The organism is Candidatus Electrothrix sp. (genome assembly GCF_052785085.1).
The window spans coordinates 13,528-35,393 of the sequence record NZ_JALAAI010000027.1 but is presented as its reverse complement, the minus strand read 5'-3'; the positions used below and the strand labels follow the sequence as shown (position 1 = coordinate 35,393).

Sequence of the window (21,866 nt, the reverse complement as noted above, 5' to 3'; positions counted from 1 at the left end):
GCATGTCGGTATCAATTTCTTTGCTGTTTTCATGGAAAGCCTTTTGCTTGGTTAAAAATGTACTTCTTACCATAAAAGCAAATTATTGTAAATATATATATTGATTGTGTGAGTTTTGCGGTATTGCCTTTTTTCCTTGAAAAGGGAAAATGTGGTCTATGGCTTCACGGATTCAGGTGATAGAAATAAAGAGTCCACCCCACCAGGGGGGTCACGGCTTTCTCATAAAAAATTTGCGCTTTTCAGCATAGATACCAAACTATCCGGGCAGTCAACGAATTTATCTATCACTGCCTGAAAGTTTTTCGTTTTGGTCTTGCGAATCAACCCCATTGCCAGACCTCGCAGTCTTCCCATAATTTGAGCCTGGTTTCCGTACTTCGTTTTCACATTGTCCTCATTAAAAGTTTTATCACGAATATGGTTGTCAGCTTCCACACCCCAATGACCGCGAATAGCCCCCGCTGTTTCATCAACCGTCTGTTGTGTACAATTTCGATCAATTGCAATATTACTGACATAATAAGATGTTTCAACAGTCGTTTTCCTGGTGGCAATCTCAAATGTTTCACGCTTCACAACTGTTAATGATTTCATGCCACTATCACACCAACGTTTATCAAGGTTTAACGACTCCATCGAAAAAAGTCTGGAATGCCGGATAGTCATGCGACCGTTTGCTTTATCATGATCAATATTTTCGGCGAGTAATTCACCCGCAGTCTCTAAGGTACGGCATTTATCTAAAAGAATCGGTTGGTTCTCTTTTGCCTGGATCAGATAACACCCTCCGGCTTGATGAATCTGAGAGGTTGTTAAAGGGTTGAGGTGATGCGCATCCAAGGTGACCTTTTGCCGTTCAAGCCCCGAGCTTTTCAGCAGATTCCGCACCACGGGAATTTCACTGGACTTATTTCCTGTTTGTCGGGCCTGCGCTATAACTTTTCTGCTGTCATGAGTCACACTGAGAACAACTGACTGTTTATCACCTCCTTTTATCGTCCCCCTGAAAGCTTTACCATCAATTGCCACCCATTCTTTGTTTTCATCACGTTCTATATATACGCCAAAATGCTCTTCAATCAGATCATTCAACGTGTCCCAGTCCAACTGATTCAGAAAACGCGGCAGGTGAGCACGCAAAATGATATCAGCATTTTCATATCCGGTCACTTCCCGCAACCAGTTGATTCGGTGCTCTATAAATCTGTGAATTCCTGACAAGGATGAACGACCGACCAGAGTAGCCGAAACAAATCCGGCGATTATCACAGCCGGAATCAGCTCTTTTTTTTACCCCGATTGTCACGATGATCCGGCATCATGCTCAAGGCTTCCACGAAATTTACAATCTGCTTATTTTTACACGACAGTTCATTATTCATAGTTATTCTCCTTATGTGAAATTAAAATGAGTGCCTAATAATCTCCATATTACCTTGAACTGTCAATGCTTTTTTTTATGAGAAAGCCGTGACCAGGGGGGTAAGCCCAGAGGGCATTTGTCTACTTTGCTCCCGCTTTCAGAACACGTACACTGACAAAATTAGCATCAGGAAACTGTGCTTATCTTCAACCGTTGCCGTACAGGACATTGTGCATGCAAACAGAGCTTCACGCACCGTGCATAACCAAGGCGTCCTGCGAACATATAGCACGGGATACACTCAAGATTGATCGGTTAATAAAAATGCGCTTTCCATCATGACCGGCACCATTACGAAAGCATGGCTGTTCAACTGGCAGAGCCGTTGAACTCTGACCACCCCCAGAGGGGGTGGTTTACTATAACGAAATAATAAAGGACAGACCGTCATTCAGCCTGCCCTCCTTTAAAAAAAATTTGATCCTCAGAAAAGCCCGCAGTCTTCAGCAATGCATTTAACAACCTCTTTTCCTGAGAGCATTACCAATTCAAAACCGCCCCCAGGGTTAGTCCAGGCACCTGCAAGATAAAGCCCCGGTATAGGCGTCCTGTTGCCAAGCCGAGTTAATCCCGAGTTTTCCTCCGTTTGATCGTATCCATATATTGCGCCCTGATTATTATAGGTAAAGCGGACATTGGTCAACGGCGTGGAGGCATCCAATTTAGTAGCCCTGTCGGAAAGACCCGGCAGTACTCGCTCATCAGCCAGTTTGATCAGGGTTTCGGCAATACGATCTTTCTCAGCGCTATAATCGTCGAATGTCACATTTCCCCTGACTGTTTCGCTACCGCCATACTCATTTCTATAGACTGCTTCGAATTTTTCCCACGGCGTATAACCGGTAAGCATGGTAAGCGTGATTGAGGCACAGCCTTCCGGTGAAACAGTATCGACTTTATCGTATGCGACGATAGCAAAACCTGATTTTTCAGGATCGCATTGCATACTCCCCTTATACGAGTGTTTGTAATCGGGATATACCAGCGTATTTGACCCGAGATTCTGATAGCGCTCAAAAAAATCATCGTCTTCGCGCAGATCTACCTTCAGCCAAAGGTTGAAATGGCTCGTACTCGGTTGATATGAAGATATCATGTCAAGATAATCATTATACTCTGGAGGCATGGCCGCTGATTCAGGAAGGAGCCGCATCGTCTGAGGCACAGCCGCATTACTTACCACAGCGTTAGCATAATATGCCTCTCCCTGCTTTGTTTTCACACCAACGGCTCTTCCGTTCTCAAGAAGGATTTCCGTCACCTCGGTATTCAGCAACACATCTCCTCCAGGATACGGCGTACCATCGGGGTATGCTCCTCCCTGTGGGTATATAATTGCTTGAGCTAATGCATTGCTCAAGCTCTGAGAAGTTCCTTTGATATAGTAGTTCCCATAGACGTGATAAAATCCTGTGTACATGAGATAGAGCCAAGCAGGTATTTCTGAAGGCGGGAGTCCATAATACGGCCAAGACTGACCAAGAATAGCCTGTAGCTGCGAATTCTTGATCTTGTATTCCTTAAAAAGATCCGTCAGTGTTTTTGTTTCTGTTTTTGTTTTTTTCTTCTTTTCCTCCCACAGCATGCTCGCCCATGTAGGATAGGCAAGAGGAAACTGGGAAATATCATCAGGAAGCCCCCCGATATCAGGGTCGGGGTTGTAAAATTTTGCTATGTCGACAAGCAGGCCACCCCAGCACTGCATGTATCCTGTAATTCCCTTTGCCTCATCAGGAAACATGGATACCAGCATCTCTCCAAGCCCTGTCAAAGTTTCCTCGGGAGCAGCCCCTTTCAGAGGCTGCGGTATATTCAGTGGAAAATCGGGGTAAACAGAACTCCAACTGTATTCGTGGGGGACGAGCCTTGCTGATTTTATTTCTTCTGGCGGCTTCCCTAATAGCTCAGTCAATAACGCCATACCCAGCGGATTGCCCGTTAGGCCGTGCAAAGATGCTTCACATAGAAACGGGCTTTCAATTCCCGAACCATAGCGTTCAAACGAAGTGGCATACCCTCCGACCTTATCACGTTGGTCAATCACCAGAGGTTTACCCCCTTTTTGTGCAAGCAATGCAGCACAGGACAAGCCCCCCAGCCCGGCACCGATAATAATAGCATCATACCCCTCATTTGCATGCGCTCTTTTATCTAAGCCGGGAAACTGCCAGTTCACGAGTGCTGCTGCTGAGGCCATTGCCGATATTCGTAGAAAATCTCTGCGTGAAATCATCTGGTACCTCTTTACGTTTTTGTATTTCTATTGTTTCGACGAAAAAACCATAATGCACTCCTGGCAGAACAAAACGCTACCAGGAGTAAGGACAGCAGATTTTCAGAGGAGTCATCATAGCAATCGTCAACATGCCTTTGATAAAAGAATCAAAATTCTAATTAATATATATCATAATCAAATAATAAACACAAGGATTATCCCGGTGATAAGAAAAAATAAATCCGATTTCGCTGTTGTCTTCAACTGCCCGTCATCGCTTGTTGTAATATTTTGAAAATGCAGTTACGGTGCATGTAAAGGATAACGAATCAGCAGAATGCCTTGAACTATAATACTATAAAAATAGAGCAAAATGAATGCATTTGAGATATGGCTTGGACAGGTTGTTATCAGATACAGATGGCAGCTGATTCTGCTTACCTTGTTACTTGCAGGCGCAGCCGGAGCCGGTATTCGTTTTCTCGAATTTACCAGTAACAGCAGAATCTTTTTTTCTCAAGAAAATCCTCAGCTGCAGGCCTTAAACGCCTTGGAACAAACGTATACCAAATTTGAAAACGTTTTTTTTACTGTTGCGCCTAAGTCCGGGAATGTTTTTACACAAGATGTTCTGACTGCCCTGCAGGAACTCACTGAAGAGGCATGGAAAATCCCCTATTCAAGCCGGGTTGATTCTCTTACCAATTACCAACATACCAGAGTAGAAGCAGACGACCTGACGGTTGAAAATCTCGTATATGACGCTGAACAACTGAGCCTTGAACAGATAGGAGAAATACGAAACATTGCACTCCACGATCCCCTGCTGGTCGGACGGCTCATCTCCGAATCAGGGCATGTTACCGGTGTCAATGTCAATATTGTTAAACCGGAAAAATCCGGCAAGGAGTCAGATGAGATAGCAGCAGCCAGTTATGCCTTGAGAGATAAAATACTGAAAAAGTATCCCTCTCTGGATGTTTACGTTACTGGTGTTGTCATGATTGATACCGCCTTTGAAAAAGCAGCCAAGGAGGATATACGCCTGTTGGTTCCGATTATGTGCTGCGTTCTACTACTGATTCTGAGCTACAGCCTGCGCTCCGTTTCCGGCATGATCCTGACATTCCTTGTTATCCTCTTGTCAGGGCTTACTGGTATGGGACTGGCCGGGTGGCTGGGCATACAGATGAATCCTGCCTCTTCCAACGGCCCCACAATTATTCTCACTCTGGCAGTTGCGGATTCAGTCCATATCCTGGTAGCCGTGTTCCAGCAGATGCGCCTCGGTCTTGACCGGCACAGAGCGATTCAGAAATCTCTGCAGATCAACTTTCAGTCTGTCATGGTCACCAGCCTGACCACAGCTGTGGGCTTTCTGAGCATGAATTTCTCTGATGCCCCACCCTTCCGTGATCTTGGTAATATTGTGGCCATGGGCGTTATCGCTGCTTTTTTGTACTCTGTTTTTTTTCTGCCGGCTGCTATGGCGGTTCTTCCGATCAAGGTGGCAGGGCAGCCGGATACTCGTTTTTCTCCACTGTTTGAGCGGCTCGCCGAATTTGTCATTGCCAGACGCACTGCAATCTGTTGGTGCATGCCCATACTCATGCTTACGACAGCTGCAGGAATACCCCGCATTGAACTGGATGATGATTTTGTCAAGTATTTCAGCACACGTTTTGATTATCGTCGAGCCACGGATTTTACATCCGAGCATCTGACCGGCATGTATATGATTGACTGGGATCTTGATTCCGGCCAGGAGGGAGGAGTAAATGATCCACAATATCAGCGCAGGGTAGATGCCTTTGCTCACTGGCTCCGACAGCAAAAGCATGTCTGCCATGTCTATACCTTCACGGACATTATCAAGCAGATCAACCAAAATATGCACAACAGCGACGAGTCCTTTTACAGACTCCCGGAGAATCGCGGTCTATCGGCACAATACCTACTGCTCTATGAGATGAATCTTCCCTTTGGGCTGGATCTGAATGACCGGATCAATATAAAGAAATCTTCCAGCAGAATGACAGTCTCCCTGGTCGGAGCCAGCACCAAAGAGATGCGGGAACTGGAACTTGCAGGCCGGCAGTGGCTCAGGGAAAACGGTCTGCCCTCCATGTACACCCACGGTTCCGGTGTAACTATGATGTTTTCTCATCTTTCTGAGCGAAATATCAAATCTATGCTCTCCGCCTCTGTGCTCGCCCTTGCCCTGATCTCTCTCATTTTGGTGTTTGTTTTGCGCAGCCTTAAGCTCGGTCTTATCAGTCTGCTGCCCAATCTTGCTCCTGCCTTTATGGGATTCGGCGTTTGGGGATATGCTGTAGGGCAGGTCGGTTTGGCAGTTTCCGTGCTCATGGCTATGACTATGGGCATCGTGGTGGACGACACTGTACATTTTCTGGCAAAATACCAGCGGGGCAGAATTGAGCACGGTATGTCACCCGAAGATGCGATACGCTTTGCCTTCAGAGCGGTTGCCTCACCCATGTGGATTTCCACAGTTACGCTTGTGGGCGGTTTTTCCGTGCTTGCCTGTTCAGGTTTTCAAATTAATTCACATATGGGTGGCATGACCGCAATCACCATCAGCTTTGCCCTGCTGCTTGATTTCTTCTTTCTGCCGGTACTGCTCATGAAGCTTGACCGTAGATAAAATCTTCGCACCTTTACATGAAATTCTGTAGGGGCAATCTCCTGTGATTGCCCGTTATGATTCAGGGCAGGCACATGGGCCTGCCTTTACAGACCCTGAACCGAAAACGGAGATCTATTTTTCTGAACAATGCCTTATTGCAATAAAGATAAAGGAGGAAACTATGAAACTTTTTACAGTCCTGACCGCTGCCCTGTTCAGCGCAGTTGTGCTGCAGATATCTGCGGGTCGTGCAGAAACTCCAGAAGAAAAAGGGCTGGCTATTGCCGTGGAAGCTGAACGTCGGGACCAGGGGTTTGGTGACCAGGTCACTGATATGGTCATGATATTGCGCAACAGGAACGGCCAGGAGAGCAAACGTGAAATAACCAACAAAATCCTTGAAGTCAAAAATGACGGTGATAAAAACCTGTCCATCTTTCATACCCCGCATGATGTCCGAGGAACCGCTTTTCTTACCTTTTCTCATAAGAGCGGCGATGACGACCAGTGGCTCTACCTCCCTGCTCTGAAACGGGTAAAACGAATTAACTCCCGGAACAAGTCCGGTTCTTTTATGGGAAGTGAATTCTCCTATGAGGATATTTCCAGCCAGGAGATTGAGAAATATACCTATAAATATTTACGTGATGAAATACTGGACGGTCGTGAATGCACTGTGGTGAAATATTATCCTGTTGATCAGGAAAATTCAGGCTATAGCCGTCAGGTTGTCTGGAGAGACAAGAAAGAGTACCGAATCTGGAAAGTAGAATACTATGACCGGAAAAACAGTCATCTGAAAACCCTGACTCTGGCAGACTATCAGCAGTATCTGGGCAGATACTGGCGGGCCAAGAAACTGCATATGGTCAATCACCAAAACGGCAAGTCAACGGATCTGCTCTACAAAAATTACCGGTTTCAGACCGGGTTGAAAGAGAGAGATTTTAATAAGAACAGATTACAGCGGGCAAGATGATTCTGAAAAAAAACAAAAACAGGATAATTGGAATGCTCCTGATATTGGGAGCGGTTCTGGTCTCTCCCTTTTCAGGTACTGCTTTTGAACTGAACGGCAGCATTGCTTTGGAAGGGCAGTATTTTCTCGAAGAACCGGGCTTCCTGAACCAGGAAGAGCATACAGCCTCTGTAGCAGCAAAGGCGGAATTTTACCACAGCTTCAGCACAGGGGTAAGCCTTGTTTTCAAGCCTTTTGTCCGGCTTGACAGCAATGCGGACGAACGGAGTCACTGGGATATCCGGGAGGCAAATTTCCTGTATCCGATTGAAGGGGCAGATTTACAGGTTGGTATAGGCAAAGTTTTCTGGGGTGCGGCTGAATTTGTCCATCTTGTAGATATTATTAATCAGACTGATCTGGTTGAAGGCATTGACGAGGAAGAGAAGCTTGGACAGCCCATGCTGCGTCTTTCTCTGTTCCAGGACTGGGGCCTTGTGGATCTCTTTCTCCTGCCTTGGTTTCGTGAACGAAACTTTCCCGGAGAAAAAGACCGGCTGCGTACCCCGTTTGTTATTGATACGGATCAGACGCTGTATGAAAGCAGTTCCGAAGAACAGCATGTGGATCTTGCGCTTCGCTACAGCAGTACCTTTGGAGATGCCGATATAGGATTGTATCAGTTTATCGGAACCTCCAGAGAACCGACTTTGATCATGAATGGTCAGCCGGATCGTCCTGTCCTGCTGCCCTATTATGAACAGATCAGGCAGACCGGACTGGATCTACAGATGACTGCAGGCAGCTGGCTGCTCAAAGGAGAGGTTCTGTACCGTTCCGGCCAGGGCCGCAATTTTGCTGCTGCTGTTGCAGGCTTTGAGTACACCTTTTTCAGTATGTATGAAACCAGTATGGATCTCGGACTTATCGGGGAATACGTCTTTGATGACCGGGAAAGCAGGCTGGCTCTTTCTTCATTTAATAACGATATCATGGTCGGGTTCCGTCTTGCGCTGAACGATGCTGCAGGAACTGAACTGCTGGGCGGGGTGATCAAGGATCTGGAGCTGTCAACATGTATCTTCTCTTTGGAAGCAGGCCGCCGGATAAGCGAACGCATAAAACTGAACGCCGAGGCCCTGCTTATCTCTGCAGCAGATGAACAGGATCCTGCATACTGGATCGAAAAGGACAGTTATATTCTGCTCGAACTGGTATATTTTTTCTAACTATTTGTAAAAGATAAAAATGTCTTCACAACCAATTGCAATTATCGGCCTGGCCTGTCATTATCCCGGAGCAAAAGATCTCTGTTCATTCTGGGAAAATATCCTCACAAAAAGGCGGCAATTCCGTCCTCTTCCTGATGATCGTCTGCCCAGAGCAGTATATTACGATCCTGATCCTGCTGCTCCTGACAAAACCTATTGCAGCAAGGCAGGTCTGATAGAGGATTTTTTCTTTGATCTTGTCAAATATCGTGTCCCCAAATCCTCTTTTGACTCGACAGATACGGTACATTGGCTGGCATTGCAGATTGCCCTTGCCGCTCTGAAGGACGCAGGCTTCACCAAGGAATCTGTGCCCAGGGAACGCACCGGAGTCATCCTCGGCAATACGCTGACCGGTGAGCACACGCGTTCAGAGGGGCTGCGCCTCAGATGGCCCTTTGTCAGCCGTGTCCTGCAGGCTGCGGCGCAGGCGGAAAGGCTTTCTCCTGCCCAGACCGCTGATCTGCTCAATACCTCGGAAGCGTATTATAAATCCGTGTTTGCTCCTATAACTGAGGATACCCTGGCCGGTGCCTTGTCCAATACCATTGCAGGAAGGATCTGTAACTCCCTTGATCTGCACGGCGGCGGCTATACTGTAGACGGGGCCTGTTCCTCTTCGGTCATTGCAGCAGCTACAGCAGCAAACGCTCTGAGCAGTGGCGACCTTAACCTAGCCTTTGCAGGCGGAGTAGATATCAGTCTGGATACCCTGGAACTGGTGGGGTTTGCCAAGACAGCTGCCCTGACAAGGAGCGATATGCGGGTTTATGACCGCAGGGCTGACGGTTTCCTCCCAGGTGAAGGATGCGGCTTTGTCGTGATGCAGCGGCTCAGTGATGCTGTTGCTGAGGGCAGGTATGTCTATGCTGTTCTGCACGGCTGGGGTATTTCCTCTGACGGCAAAGGCAGCCTGACCGCCCCGAATGCCGAAGGACAGGCCAAGGCCTTGCGCCGCGCTTACGAGCGGGCAGGCTGGAAAAATCCCCCGGACTTTATTGAAGGACACGGTACAGGCACAGCAGTCGGCGATACGGCTGAACTGGAGGCTGCTGCCACGGTCTTGCAGGAGATGAACAGTGGATTTCGGCAATGCGGTATCACCTCGTTAAAGTCTATTATCGGGCATACCAAGGCTGCATCAGGAATCGGCGCACTGATCAAGGCGGTCATTGCTGTAAACCGGCGGGTGATCCCACCCACAGCCAACTGTTCTGAACCGCATCCTGCTTTTACTGACAAGGCGGCAGCCCTGTATCCGGTACTGAACGGAGAGATATTGCCGGAACAGAGCAGACTGCGGGCCGGTGTTTCCGGAATGGGCTTTGGCGGGATCAACTGCCATCTTGCGCTTGAGTCCGGTGATGCTCCCTCTCCTGAACTGAGACCTGCGCTTGAGGAACAGAAGCTCCTGGCTGCGCATCAGCACACGGAAATCTTTCTTTTCAGCGCACCGACGAACTCTGAACTCCTGGCTGTGGTACAGGAAGCCAGGAATCTCGGTCAAGATATCTGCGAAGGAGAACTGACTGATCTTGCTGCGCATATTATGGACAGACATCCACTGAACTATCCTGTTCGGGCAGCAGTGCTTGCAGACTCGCCTGAATCACTGCTCGAAAACCTTGCACAGCTTGAGGCCATGCTCTGCGATGTTCCGCCTGAACTGCAGCAAACGCACATTGATACCCTGCAGGGAATCTGTATCGGCAATGCAGTGCAACAGCACAGGGTCGGTTTTCTTTTCCCAGGCCAAGGATCGCAGCAGCTCAACATGTCGCAGCAGCTTGTGCTCCGCCATGACTGGGGGCAAGAGCTTGTCAACACCCTTGAAACGGCACTTGAACGGCAGGGAGAGAAGCTCAGCAAGTATATCTTTAAACCTGTAGAAAGTACCGCCGATGCCTTGGTGCTGCAGCATTGGCAGAAAGAACTCAAGCAGACCGAAATCGCTCAACCGGCCATCTGCCTGGCATCCCTGCTCTGGCTGGAAAAGCTTGCCCGACTCGGCATCAGGCCTGATGCTGTGGGCGGACACAGTCTGGGCGAACTGACCGCATTTCACGCTGCAGGTGCTTATTCAGGAGAAGAGCTGATCAGATTTGCCGCATTGCGCGGACAGGTCATGGCTCCAGCTCCAAACGCAGCAGGAACTATGGCCAGCCTTGCCTGTTCAGCAGTAGCAGCTCAGGCCATCCTGGACAAAACAGAAGGCTACGCAGTTTTGGCGAATCTGAATAGTCCCAGACAAACGGTTATCTCCGGTGCAAAGGACAGTATTGAGCAAGCCTGTATGTTTGCCCATAAGCAGGGAATAACAACCCGTAAGCTGCCCGTGGCCACAGCCTTTCATTCAGAATTTGTTGCTTCTGCTGCCGATCAGCTTGCAAAGACACGGGTTCTTCCTGAAACGCTGGAAACTGTAACAGCCACACTGTTTACCGGCATCCGAGGAGAGGAGGTCAGGCCAGGCCTTGACCTTATCCGGCATTTCTCCGATCAGATTATATCGCCGGTTGATTTTATCACTCTGCTACAGGGTATGCGGACAAAATGCGATCTGATACTGGAAGTCGGACCCGGCCGGGTGCTGAGCGGACTCGCCAATACAACAATCAAGCCTGATGATCCACCTGTCTGTTTTCCAGTGGAGAGCAGGCCCGGACAGGACAGGGATCTGAATCTGTTTCTGGCTGTATATTTTGTCCATGGAGGTACGGTCAACCGGGAGGCCCTGTATGCAGACCGCCTGGTTCGCCCCTTCAGGCCGGTAAGCGAACGGAGCTTTCTGAGCAACCCTTGTGAACGGCATTTTCCTGTGCAACCCATGCAGCCTGCAGCTCCTCCTGAATGCCTGCCTGAACAGACAAATCAGACAGAACTTCTGCTTGCGGAGTCTGCAGGCATTTCTCCTGAAATCCTGTCTGCGTATCTGAGAGAACGAGGCCGGTTCATCGGCCAGGTTATCAAGGCGGATCTTGACAGCAGAGCCGAGCAGGATCACATCGTTCCCGCACCTTTTTCTGATATTTCTGACAGTCCTTCCCCCTCCTCTCCTGCGCTTAAGCCCGGTAAGGCTTTGTTGACAGATGCTGCAACAGAAAAAATATCTGCAGCTGACCTGCTCCTTGACCTGATTGAACAACGAACCGGTTTTCCACAGGATAGTTTATCCTTGGAATTCCGTTTGCTGGATGACCTCAATCTTGATTCCATCAAGGCATCTGAACTGATTGCAGAGGCTGCATCAAAATCAGGGGTTGCTGCAACAGACCTTAATGTTGCGGAATATGCTAATGCCAAGGTATCAGAAATCGTAGAAGCTCTTGAGACAGAGCAAACCAAAGGCAATTCAGACCATGAATCTGCTCCAACGGCCTTTTATCCATCATGGGTTCGTGATTTTTCAATTGTCTATTCCTCCGAACCCTTTCTGGAGGTGGAAGACGGAGATTGGCGGGATGAACAAATTCTGGTTCTCTCTGAACCAAAAGAAATGGATCTTGCTCAGAAAATCGCACATTTTTTTTCAACTTCAGCAGCAACCGTTGAATGTGCCCTGTTTGAAGTGGTGCGAAATGACCTTGTTTCCTTTTTAAATAGATTCACAATTGTTATTGCTCTGTTGCCGCAACAACCAACAAACCAACAAACTGAGAGCAAACAGCTTCCCGAACACGTTGCCAGGCTGCACACCGTCTTTGCAAACTCCTTCTACACCGCAGATCATCAGAATAATACACTTGCGGTGGTTCAGTTCGGCGGCGGCTTTTTCGGCAATGAGCCTGTTGTCGCCAATATTGAACAATGTTCTGCTGTTGCCCTGTCGGCAAGCATACATCTTGAACAACCTGCTCTCAAAGTGCGGGTTCTTGATTGTTCCCCGGATATATCGTCGGATTCTTTATCCGCTGTGATAGCTCAGGAACTCTCCACCCCGGAAACATATACTGCTGTCGGCTATGACGCTGACCTGATTCGTCGGACACCAAGGCCTGTGCTGCGCAATAAAGCAGAGTACCGACCCAGAAAAATAATATGGTCACAAAAAGATGTTGTATTAGTTACCGGAGGCGCAAAAGGAATTACAGCTGAATGCGCTTTGGAATTTACCCGTACCAAGCAGGTAAAAATGGCCTTGACCGGCAGTTCTCCTGTGCCGAACAATAATGAAGAGAATAATCCCATTTCCGAGACCTTACAACGGTACGATAAGGCCGGACTGTCAGCCTGTTATTATCAATGTGACATCACCGATGCCGAGTCTGTCAACAAGCTGGTTCAGGAGGTCAATAAACGTCAGGGGGCAATTACAGGCATCATTCACGGCAGTGCTCTGAACAGACCTGAAACACTGGCCAAGGTGTCGGTACAGCAGGCTCTGGTTGAAGTATCACCAAAGCTGAAAGGGGCAATCAATCTTTGGAATGCCCTTCAGGATGCCCCACCGAAAATCTTTATCGCATTTTCCTCCCTTATCGGTTTTTCTGGGATGATGCGGAACGGTTGGTATGGTTTTTCCAATGAAGCATTAAATCTTATACTGCAACAGTATGGAAAAAAATTTCAGGAAACTTCTGTACTCAGCATTGCCTTCAGTGTCTGGGATGAAGTGGGGATGGGAGTCAGGATGGGAAGTACCGGATGGCTGGCCCGGAAAGGCATAGATGCAATCCCCGTGAAAGAGGGTGTGGCTCATTTTATGCGTTTTCTCGACCATGATCCTGGAGAACAACAGATTATTGTCACGGCACGAACCGCCGGACTGGACACATTTATCCCCGCCTCTGTTGTTCCTCTATCAAAAGGATTACGCTTTCTGGAGAAGATCACAACCTATTATCCCGATATTGAGGTCTCTTCCCGAGTATATTTAACCCTTGAGCGGGATCCATATATTAAGGATCATGTCTGGCGTGGTACCTATCTCTTTCCTCTGGTATTTGGTCTGGAAGCAATGGCCCAGGTCGTGCGGGCTGTAACCGGCAGAGAGGATTTTAATGGGGTATGTATTCAAAATATTGAACTCGAACGACCGATCACAGTCTCTGAGAATACTCCGACTGAAATTGAAATTCATGCTGAAACAGTGGAGCGGGACAACATAGAGGCTCCTCAGCATGTTCATGTGCAGATTCGAACAGAGCATAGCGGTTTTAAGGTGGATCATTTTTCAGCAACCTTTGTACTGAACAAAGATTCTACTCTTCTTCACGAAGAAATTCCAAAGCAGCGCTTTCCGCTTGAAGTATCACCGCATCCAGATTTGTACCACAAAGATATGCTGTTTCAAGGGCCGCTGTTTCAACGCATCCGACAGGTTTATTATCTTTCTTCTGAAACGTGCCTGGTCAAAGCGGCTCTACATCCCGATAAAACTGCACTACAGGATTGGACTTGGCATCTGGGATCTCCTTTTCTCCGGGATGCCTTGTTGCAGGCAGGGCAATTGTTGATTCCTCAAGAACTATCCCTCCCAAAACGAATCAACAGCATTGAACGTTTTACGGTGGATAGCACCAACAAAGAACTGCTATGGGTCAGGGCTGATATTGAGGAACGGACGGACAAATATATATTTGGAACCGTAATTCTTTTTAATGAAAAGGGCCAGGTGGTTGAACGGATCAAAGGCTATCTTGCCAAATTCATAGAACACCGGGATGATCTTCCAACTATTGATGAGCTGGTCAATCCTGGTCAGCGTGACACTCAAATTATCCGAAAAGTGATCAGACAGAAAGCGTTACTGGTTAATTTTACAGCCCCGGAAATCAGTTCAGGCTATATTCCACATATCCGGCAGCTCAACAAAGAAAAAAGACATGAACAGGAAACGCCCCTACTGCAACAGGCAGCTACCCGTCTGCTGGATGCTCCTGATGCTGTTTGCAATATTGCATGGTCAGCGTCTGGAAAACCATACATTAAATCCCCCAATGATACTGGAATCAATATTTCGCTGACTCATAATGGCGGAACAGTAGTTTGCACAGCCGGTCAGGGTCCGCAGGGATGTGACCTGGAAACCGTATCAAGCCGCGGCAAAGAGGACTGGATTGCTGTCCTTGGAAAAAAATACTTACCTCTCCTCAATCGGTTAACTGAAACCGGGCCGGACTCATTACATAGGGCCGGAACCAGAATCTGGACAGCCTCAGAAGCACTATTCAAGGCATCGGGACAGCGTCCTGAATTCATGGTTGAAAAAATAATAGGTGATACAATCTTGTTTCAATGTAATAAGGGCATCCCTTTTCCCTTATATATTCTTACGCTTCCTGTGCAGTTAACCCTGAATAAAGAAAGAGTCTTTGCTGTTGTTGCACCGGCAGGCAATGAACAGGAAGAGAAGACTGATGAAGCATTACAGGCAGCACTTAAGAACTCATCCGATGAATTTACTACCTCTTTTATTGGCAGTAAAGGAGCAGGAGGCAAGGTCTATTTCACCAATATCCCGGTTTGGATGGGTAAATTGAGAGAACTGGCATTACAACCAATATCTGAGCCGCTGATACAGGATATGAGTTCCCGTAAATGGGGGCTGGTGACCAACATGTCTTGTTTCAGAGTTGAACAATACCTGAACAGCTATGATACCGTTATTGGAGAAATTCGTCTGATGGATGATACGGATTTGACAAACTCCGTTATTTCACTTGGTTTAAATTGGTCAAAAAAGCAGGAGGACGGCAGCTTAGAGAGGGTGGTTACCGCTAAACTCTCAACGACCTGGGTAAGCATTGAAGGGTATGGTATTGTTAAAAAAGCCAAATTACCCGAATACTTTCGTGAATATCTTTCTGGTCTTCCGACCATTATTATAAACAGTTCACAATGGCTGGCTGAAAACAGGCTCATAACCTCAGATTTGACTCCGGTTTTCGCATCAGATAGTGTCAATCAAAAAAAATATTTTCTTGATCAGCAGGTGTTCCTGACATCACTTGAAGACTCAAACTTAGTCGGAAATATCTACTTTTCAACGTATTACAGCTGGCAGGCCAGAGTTCGCGATCATTATCTGTTTGCACAACTTCCTGAGATCTTTCAACAGGGGGATGTGGGGGAGTTCACTTGTGTACATGCTGAAGTAAATCATCTGCAGGAAGCAATGCCTTTTGAAACCATTGAAGTATCAATGTATCTGAACGATTTGTTTGAAGAGGGGTTCACCCTCTATTTTGAATACTATAGTGTGCCCGAGCGAGGTGGTAGAAAGAAAAAATTGGCACATGGACTCCATACAGCAATCTGGACATTAACCTCTGTCGATAAGACGGTCATCAGACCTCTAAAGATGCCGGAAAAAATCTTGAAAAACTTATCTGGAATGACAAGATAATTTATAACAGGAGTTCAGGAGTAAGAAGGCACTCATCGAATCAAAGAGTACTCTCAACCGTAGCAAAGGTGGAGCAACCATCAGCAAGGTTTTCAACTTCAACGCGAAACCAACTAATTGCAAAAGTGTCTTTCAGGGTATCGCCCAATTGTCCGCATAAAGACTCAACAGAGGCAGCCTCCACCCCCGACCTGATGGCCTGCTGCACCCTGCTGATCAGATCTTCCAGCCAGATGAATTCATTAAAGCGAACAGAGACCTGGGCATAGCCCCAGCGGCCCAATGATTTGGGCAGGGTAATAGGCACATTCAACTCCATAACTAAATCATCACATTCCTGAAGCGAACCATGCATGCGGCATTCATAGCGTTCCATCCCGGAAGCGTCTGGGTCCAAGGCTGATCGCTCAAGAAAATAGGGGAAACGTACTTCCAAGTGGGCTGCCTCAGCATCAAGCTGGTGCTTCATTTCCTGAAGAATCAGGTGAAACTTTTGGAGGTCAAATTTGCCATGAAATCTGTTGAGAATTTCGACAAAACGACTCATATGCGTTCCTTTAAAGCGGTGGGGCAGATTCACATACATATCCACAGTGGCTACTGTATGTTGCAATTTTTTTTGCCGGTCCAGTACCGTGATGGGGTAGGAAACAGTTTTTACGCCGACCTTACGAATACTTATTCGACGATCATCCTGAAGGTTCTGGATATCTTTCATGATAGAGACACTGCCCACAGGTAGCCGGAAAAAGAGCATGCGCAAAGGAAGCAAACGCTCTTTTCAATAAAAGGCTGCGCTGAGTGGAAAAGCTTAGTCAAGATACTTATGAACAGCAGCTTTCAGCTCATCAGTATTGGCAGATTTAACAATGTACTCGTCTGAGGCCCAAGCACCCAGGTCTTCTTTATACTCTGGATAAGCAGAGCTGAGGATTACTGGAAGATCTGCGTTGATATCCTTCATTTGACGGAGTACCTCAATGCCATTCATGCCTGGCATATTAATATCAAGAATCACCAGATCTGGTGGAGACTGCTTAAAAACTTCTAAGGCCTGGTCACCATTATGAGCAACCTCAACTGCAAAGCCTTCTTCTTCGATTTCCTCGCTGTACAATAAGAGGATGCTTTCCTCGTCATCAACAAGCAACACCTTTTTCTTTGCCATGATATTCTTCTCCTACAGGTCTACCTGGCCTAAATATTGACACGCATCCTCAGGGGCCATAGGGTTGATATAAAACCCTGTCCCCCATTCAAAGCCAGCGATATTTGTCAGTTTAGGAACAATCTCAAAATGCCAATGATAATAATCAAGCTCGCCCGATCTTAAAGGTTGGGTGTGGAGAACAAAATTATAGGGAATTCCTGGAATACAGGCATCAAGGCGCCGCAATGTCTCAGAAAAGATACGGGTTAAATCAGCCAACGAAGCCTCATCCTGTTGAACATAGGATGAGTTATGTTTTTTCGGCAAAATCCACATCTCAAAGGGGGTCCGGGGTGCAAAGGGTGCCAAGGTCACAAAGTGTTCATTCTCGCAGACCAAACGAGTATTCTGCTGAATTTCCTGCCGAATAATATCGCAAAAAATACAACGGTCTTTATACTCGAAGTAGGATTTACTCCCTTCAAGTTCAGCAGCTAACATCCGGGGCATAACAGGCAGGGCCACCAATTGGGAATGAGTATGCTCAAGAGAGGCACCAGCAGCTCTGCCATTATTCTTAAACACCATCACATAGACAAAGCGCTCATCATAGGAGAGATCCCGAATGCGTTCCTGAAATGCCCTAAACGTGAGCATCATCTGCTCATAAGGAAGAAAAGCAAACTGATCAGTATGATGAGGACTTTCAATTACCACCTCATGGGCACCAATCCCATTCATGCGGTCATATAATCCTTCACCCTGCTTCTCAAGCTCGCCTTCAATGACCAAGGCAGGATATTTATTAGGCACAACCCGAAGTTTCCAGCCTGATGAATTTGCAGGCTGATACGGATCACGGCCATAGACCAACACCTCGCTCGGCGTGGTCTTCTCGTTTTCTGGACAGAGAGGACAAAACCCTCCTCCAATCACCGGTGTATCAACAACAAAATCTGTTGGTCGCTTGCTGCGTTCCCTGGCAATAATTATCCAGCGTCCAAGAATAGGATCCTTACGTAATTCAGGCATTTATCTCCCCAGGTTTTTTTCCCGTCGCTCCTGTTCAAGCTTGCAGTCAATACAAAAGGTAGCAACTGGTCGGGCCTGCAACCGCTTAATACCTATAGGCTCTTCGCAATCTGCACAAATACCATAGGTTCCCTTATCAATCCGACCAATAGCCAGCTCTATTTTATCCAGAAGTTTACGTTCTCTGCTACGTAAGCGTAATTCAAACTCACGGTCCGATTCAATAGTGGCCCGATCATTAGGATCTGGAATATTTCCGTGATGGCTGGTCATATCTGTGAGCGTCTGTTCAACGTCAGAGATAATTTCCCCTTTCATTCCCTCAAGCTGCTCTCTGAATTGCTGCAGTTGTTCTTTTTCCATGATGTACTCCTCCCCCGGTCACCGACCCTGTCGGTTATAATCACCGCTTTTACCACCACTTTTTTTCTTCAGACGAATATCAGAAATCTCCATACCCTTATCCACAGCCTTACACATATCGTAGATGGTCAACGCTGTGACAGAAACCGCTGTTAATGCTTCCATTTCCACACCGGTTCGTCCAATAATGCCAACAGTGGCCTCAATCTTAACAGCATTCTCGTCATCATCAAAGGTAAAGGCTATATCTGCTCTGGTAATCGCCAAAGGATGACAAAGAGGTATCAGAGCATCAACCTTTTTGGCCGCCATGATACCGGCTATTCTGGCAACACCAAGGACATCGCCTTTTTTCATTGTCCCTGCCTGTACCATTGCATATGCAGTGGACGTCATCCTGATACGCCCTTCAGCCACAGCGATCCGTTCGGTCTCATCCTTAAGACCGACATTCACCATACAGGCATTTCCTGCATCATCAAAATGGGTCAGCTCCTGTGCCTGGCTCATTCTATATCACATCATGGGAATTGAACAGGTGAAAATCAAGCCTTATCCTTTTCCTTTCCTTTAAAATGTCCGTGCAATATCTTGGAGAAAAAACCTTCTTCCTCTTGCTCACAGTGTTCATCAAACTCGCAAAGCAACTCTTTCTGTTTTTTTGTCAAACTGGTAGGTGTCTGGACCTGGACTTCTACAATCATGTCCCCTGATCGCCCACCGCGCAGCCCAACAACACCTTCGCCGCGCAGAGTAAGGCGTTCGCCTGACTGAGTACCTGCTTTAATTTTCAGCTTGGCATCCCCGTTGATAGTTGGCACATCAACTTCGCACCCCAAGGCCGCCTTGACCATAGAAACCGGATAACGAAGAAAAATCGTCCGGGCATCACGGATAAAATACTCGTGATCCTGCACATGAATAATCACGTAGAGATCGCCAGCCTGCCCGCCCCGGCGACCGCCTTCTCCTTCTCCTGTCAAGCGCATTCTGGCTCCGGTATCAACGCCTGCCGGAATCTTAAGCATGACCTTTTTCTTTTTATTCACCAAACCCTCGCCATTACAATCAGTACAAGGGTCAACCACTATCTGACCAGCACCCCGACATTGCGGACAGGTAGAACTCACCTGAAAAAAACCCTGGGAACGGATAACCTGTCCCCGGCCCTGGCAGCTCGGACAGGTTTGTGGCTGGTGTCCCGGACGTGCTCCTGAGCCTTCACAGGTCCAGCAGGTCTCAGGTTTGGTGATCTCAACCTCTTTTTCAACCCCATGTACGGCATCCATAAAAGAGATTTTCAGGTCATACCGCAGGTCATTCCCCTGAACAGGCCCGTTAGGATCCCGCTGTCGTGAACGACCTCCGCCAAAACCAAACATATCCCCAAACATCTCGTTGATATGGGAAAAGATATCACTGGCATTGCCTGGCCCGGAATAGCCGGTGTTTTTCAGACCCTCATGACCATAGGTATCATACACCTGCCGTTTTTGGGCGTCGCTGAGCACCTCATAGGCTTCAGCAGCTTCTTTAAATCGACTTTCCGCCTCTTTATCATCCGGGTTACGATCAGGATGATATTTCATGGCAAGTTTACGATAGGCTTTTTTTATCGTCTCACCGTCTGCATCCCGTGATACATACAGGATTTCATAATAATCTCTGCTCATGACTGGCTCTACTATCCGAAATTATACCTGCTCAACTTCATTATTTTTCTCAGCATCTCCGGACTGTTCTTTTGCTTCATCAGCCCGACGCTGTGCTGGTAGGTCTTTAATATTATCAAATGTAACATACCCATTGGCAATCTCACGCAGGGTCATCACCACTTCTTTATTCTTTCCTTCCAACAGGAAGGGTTCACCTCTTCGATGCTGTCGAATACGCTCTACAGCAAGATGCACAAGGGCAAAGCGGTTATCATCACCAACCTGGGAAAGACAGTCTTCCACTGTAATACGAGCCATACTCCTTTCTCCTGAACAGAAAGAACCTGACGAAACATCTTCTATCAGGCACTTTTTCCTTTAATTTATACAAAAGTATCGGGCAGTTCTTTAAAGATGCCCAATCAACTTTCATGTTTTATTGTCCCTCTCCAAAGGGAGGGATGATCGTTCACTTATTTCTCAAAGGGATTGCGTAATAACAAGGTCTCTGCCCGATCCGGTCCCACAGAAACAATCATTGGCGCAACGCCGGACATATTTTCAATCCGATCGACATAATCTTTGGCCTGTTGCGGCAGGTCATCATAATCCCGCACTGCGGAGATGTCTTCACTCCAGCCCGGCATTTCATCATAAACTGGTTGTGCCAAGGCTGTTTGACGAATATTACCAGGCATACAGTCATAACGTTTGCCTTCAACGTCATAATGGGTACCGATCTTTAAGGTCGATTGGCCTGAAAGGACATCTAACTTGGTGATCGCCAAGCCTGTCAAACCATTTAACCGCACAGCGTCATTGGCAACAACCATGTCCAGCCAGCCACAACGACGGCGGCGTCCTGTTGTTGCACCAAACTCACCACCTTTTTTCTGGAGTGCATCACCCACAGTGTCACCTTCTGGCAGTTCAGACGGAAAAGGCCCTTCACCCACCCGTGTGGTGTATGCCTTAAGAATACCAATCACCTCATCAATATGAGCAGGTCCAAAACCTGACCCAATGCAGGCATTACCAGCAACAGTATTGGAGGAAGTCACAAAGGGATAGGTGCCATGATCAATATCCAGCTGGGTTCCCTGAGCACCTTCAAAGAGAATATTTCTTTCCGCCTTCCGGGCCTTATCCAGAACCACAGAAACATTATTGACAAAGGGAGCCAACTTCTCAGCATAGGCCTCAAACTGCGCCTGAATCTTTTCAAACGAGGCAGGTTCTGCATTATACTGTTTCGTCAGGTAGAAATTTTTTTCTTCTATATTATTCCTCAGCTTTTCCAGAAACTGCTTTCCATCAAGCAGATCACCAGCCTTAATGCCTACGCGTCCGACCTTATCCATATAACATGGACCGATACCGCGTCCGGTGGTTCCTATCTTTTTCCCTTTGGACAAAGCAGCCTCTCGCGCCTGATCCAGCATCTGATGATAGGGCATGATGAGATGGGCATTTTCACTGAGCATCAGCCGTTCCGGGGTTACCGGCAAGCCTTGACTGCTCAGCTCTTCCATTTCAGAAAGCAGCACACCAGGATCAACAATCACCCCGTTGCCGATCATGCACACCTTATCCTCATAAAGGATTCCAGATGGAATAATATGAAATACGTATTTTTTCCCTTCAACTACCAGGGTATGCCCGGCATTATTTCCGCCCTGAAATCGTACTATATAATCTGCATGATTTGTCAGCAGATCAACAATCTTTCCTTTTCCTTCGTCACCCCATTGGGTTCCAACCACCACGACACTGGCCACGGTCAACTCCTCATCGCTATTCT

Annotated in this window: 14 protein-coding genes; 4 read left to right on the top strand and 10 right to left on the bottom strand. The window is 47.3% G+C overall.

The annotated features are described in order from the left end of the window. Positions 1–222: 222 nt before the first annotated feature. Both L2082_RS06555 and L2082_RS06550 read right to left on the bottom strand, forming a co-directional pair. Entirely contained in the window at positions 223–1,272 is a 1,050-nt protein-coding gene (locus L2082_RS06555) for an ISAs1 family transposase (RefSeq protein WP_446011138.1), read from the bottom strand. A 578-nt stretch (positions 1,273–1,850) separates the two neighbouring features. Next, positions 1,851–3,659, bottom strand: coding sequence for an FAD-dependent oxidoreductase (locus L2082_RS06550; RefSeq protein ID WP_446011557.1), 1,809 nt, complete (start codon positions 3,657–3,659; stop codon positions 1,851–1,853). Between the two features lie 355 nt (positions 3,660–4,014). Between L2082_RS06550 and L2082_RS06545 the strand changes: the two genes are divergently transcribed. The 4 genes from L2082_RS06545 to L2082_RS06530 all read left to right on the top strand — a co-directional run bounded on the left by L2082_RS06545 (position 4,015) and on the right by L2082_RS06530 (position 15,865). Then, positions 4,015–6,306: an efflux RND transporter permease subunit gene (locus L2082_RS06545; protein WP_446011556.1), complete on the top strand. Its 2,292-nt coding sequence runs from the start codon at positions 4,015–4,017 to the stop codon at positions 6,304–6,306. Between the two features lie 163 nt (positions 6,307–6,469). Further along, on the top strand, positions 6,470–7,267 hold the full coding sequence (locus L2082_RS06540; RefSeq protein WP_446011555.1) for an outer membrane lipoprotein-sorting protein: 798 nt from the start codon (positions 6,470–6,472) through the stop codon (positions 7,265–7,267). A 32-nt stretch (positions 7,268–7,299) separates the two neighbouring features. After that, positions 7,300–8,475, top strand: coding sequence for a hypothetical protein (locus L2082_RS06535; protein ID WP_446011554.1), 1,176 nt, complete (start codon positions 7,300–7,302; stop codon positions 8,473–8,475). A gap of 19 nt (positions 8,476–8,494) precedes the next feature. Beyond that, complete coding sequence (locus L2082_RS06530; RefSeq protein WP_446011553.1) at positions 8,495–15,865, top strand: SDR family NAD(P)-dependent oxidoreductase; 7,371 nt, start codon at positions 8,495–8,497, stop codon at positions 15,863–15,865. Positions 15,866–15,905: 40 nt separating this feature from the next. Here L2082_RS06530 and L2082_RS06525 read toward each other — a convergent pair whose 3' ends face one another. The 8 genes from L2082_RS06525 to L2082_RS06490 all read right to left on the bottom strand — a co-directional run bounded on the left by L2082_RS06525 (position 15,906) and on the right by L2082_RS06490 (position 21,843). Then, entirely contained in the window at positions 15,906–16,583 is a 678-nt protein-coding gene (locus tag L2082_RS06525) for a GTP cyclohydrolase, FolE2/MptA family (RefSeq protein WP_446010552.1), read from the bottom strand. Positions 16,584–16,676: 93 nt separating this feature from the next. Further along, positions 16,677–17,033 (bottom strand): response regulator, encoded by a 357-nt coding sequence (locus L2082_RS06520; protein ID WP_446010551.1) that lies wholly within the window; start codon positions 17,031–17,033, stop codon positions 16,677–16,679. A gap of 12 nt (positions 17,034–17,045) precedes the next feature. After that, the gene (gene galT / locus L2082_RS06515; RefSeq protein WP_446010550.1) at positions 17,046–18,047 is read right to left on the bottom strand and encodes a galactose-1-phosphate uridylyltransferase; all 1,002 of its coding nucleotides are present in this window, start codon (positions 18,045–18,047) and stop codon (positions 17,046–17,048) included. Further along, positions 18,048–18,410 carry an RNA polymerase-binding protein DksA gene (dksA, locus tag L2082_RS06510; protein ID WP_446010549.1) on the bottom strand — a complete coding sequence of 121 codons (363 nt, stop codon included), beginning with the start codon at positions 18,408–18,410 and terminating at the stop codon, positions 18,048–18,050. It lies immediately after the preceding gene. An 18-nt stretch (positions 18,411–18,428) separates the two neighbouring features. After that, entirely contained in the window at positions 18,429–18,920 is a 492-nt protein-coding gene (moaC, locus tag L2082_RS06505; protein ID WP_446010548.1) for a cyclic pyranopterin monophosphate synthase MoaC, read from the bottom strand. A 35-nt stretch (positions 18,921–18,955) separates the two neighbouring features. Continuing rightward, positions 18,956–20,083: a molecular chaperone DnaJ gene (gene dnaJ, locus L2082_RS06500; RefSeq protein WP_446011552.1), complete on the bottom strand. Its 1,128-nt coding sequence runs from the start codon at positions 20,081–20,083 to the stop codon at positions 18,956–18,958. Between the two features lie 21 nt (positions 20,084–20,104). After that, a complete protein-coding gene (gene rpoZ / locus L2082_RS06495) occupies positions 20,105–20,383 on the bottom strand; it encodes a DNA-directed RNA polymerase subunit omega (protein ID WP_446011180.1) in 279 nt (92 codons plus the stop codon). Between the two features lie 155 nt (positions 20,384–20,538). After that, complete coding sequence (locus tag L2082_RS06490; protein ID WP_446011182.1) at positions 20,539–21,843, bottom strand: adenylosuccinate synthase; 1,305 nt, start codon at positions 21,841–21,843, stop codon at positions 20,539–20,541. Positions 21,844–21,866 lie beyond the last annotated feature (23 nt).

What these genes read in the sequence shown, in the direction of transcription:
- L2082_RS06550 (WP_446011557.1), bottom strand. Translation starts at nt 3,659, where the DNA reads ATGATTTCACGCAGAGATTTTCTACGAATATCGGCAATGGCCTCAGCA.
- L2082_RS06545 (WP_446011556.1), top strand. Translation starts at nt 4,015, where the DNA reads ATGAATGCATTTGAGATATGGCTTGGACAGGTTGTTATCAGATACAGA.
- L2082_RS06540 (WP_446011555.1), top strand. Translation starts at nt 6,470, where the DNA reads ATGAAACTTTTTACAGTCCTGACCGCTGCCCTGTTCAGCGCAGTTGTG.
- L2082_RS06535 (WP_446011554.1), top strand. Translation starts at nt 7,300, where the DNA reads ATGCTCCTGATATTGGGAGCGGTTCTGGTCTCTCCCTTTTCAGGTACT.
- L2082_RS06530 (WP_446011553.1), top strand. Translation starts at nt 8,495, where the DNA reads ATGTCTTCACAACCAATTGCAATTATCGGCCTGGCCTGTCATTATCCC.
- L2082_RS06525 (WP_446010552.1), bottom strand. Translation starts at nt 16,583, where the DNA reads ATGAAAGATATCCAGAACCTTCAGGATGATCGTCGAATAAGTATTCGT.
- L2082_RS06520 (WP_446010551.1), bottom strand. Translation starts at nt 17,033, where the DNA reads ATGGCAAAGAAAAAGGTGTTGCTTGTTGATGACGAGGAAAGCATCCTC.
- galT (WP_446010550.1), bottom strand. Translation starts at nt 18,047, where the DNA reads ATGCCTGAATTACGTAAGGATCCTATTCTTGGACGCTGGATAATTATT.
- dksA (WP_446010549.1), bottom strand. Translation starts at nt 18,410, where the DNA reads ATGGAAAAAGAACAACTGCAGCAATTCAGAGAGCAGCTTGAGGGAATG.
- moaC (WP_446010548.1), bottom strand. Translation starts at nt 18,920, where the DNA reads ATGAGCCAGGCACAGGAGCTGACCCATTTTGATGATGCAGGAAATGCC.
- dnaJ (WP_446011552.1), bottom strand. Translation starts at nt 20,083, where the DNA reads ATGAGCAGAGATTATTATGAAATCCTGTATGTATCACGGGATGCAGAC.
- rpoZ (WP_446011180.1), bottom strand. Translation starts at nt 20,383, where the DNA reads ATGGCTCGTATTACAGTGGAAGACTGTCTTTCCCAGGTTGGTGATGAT.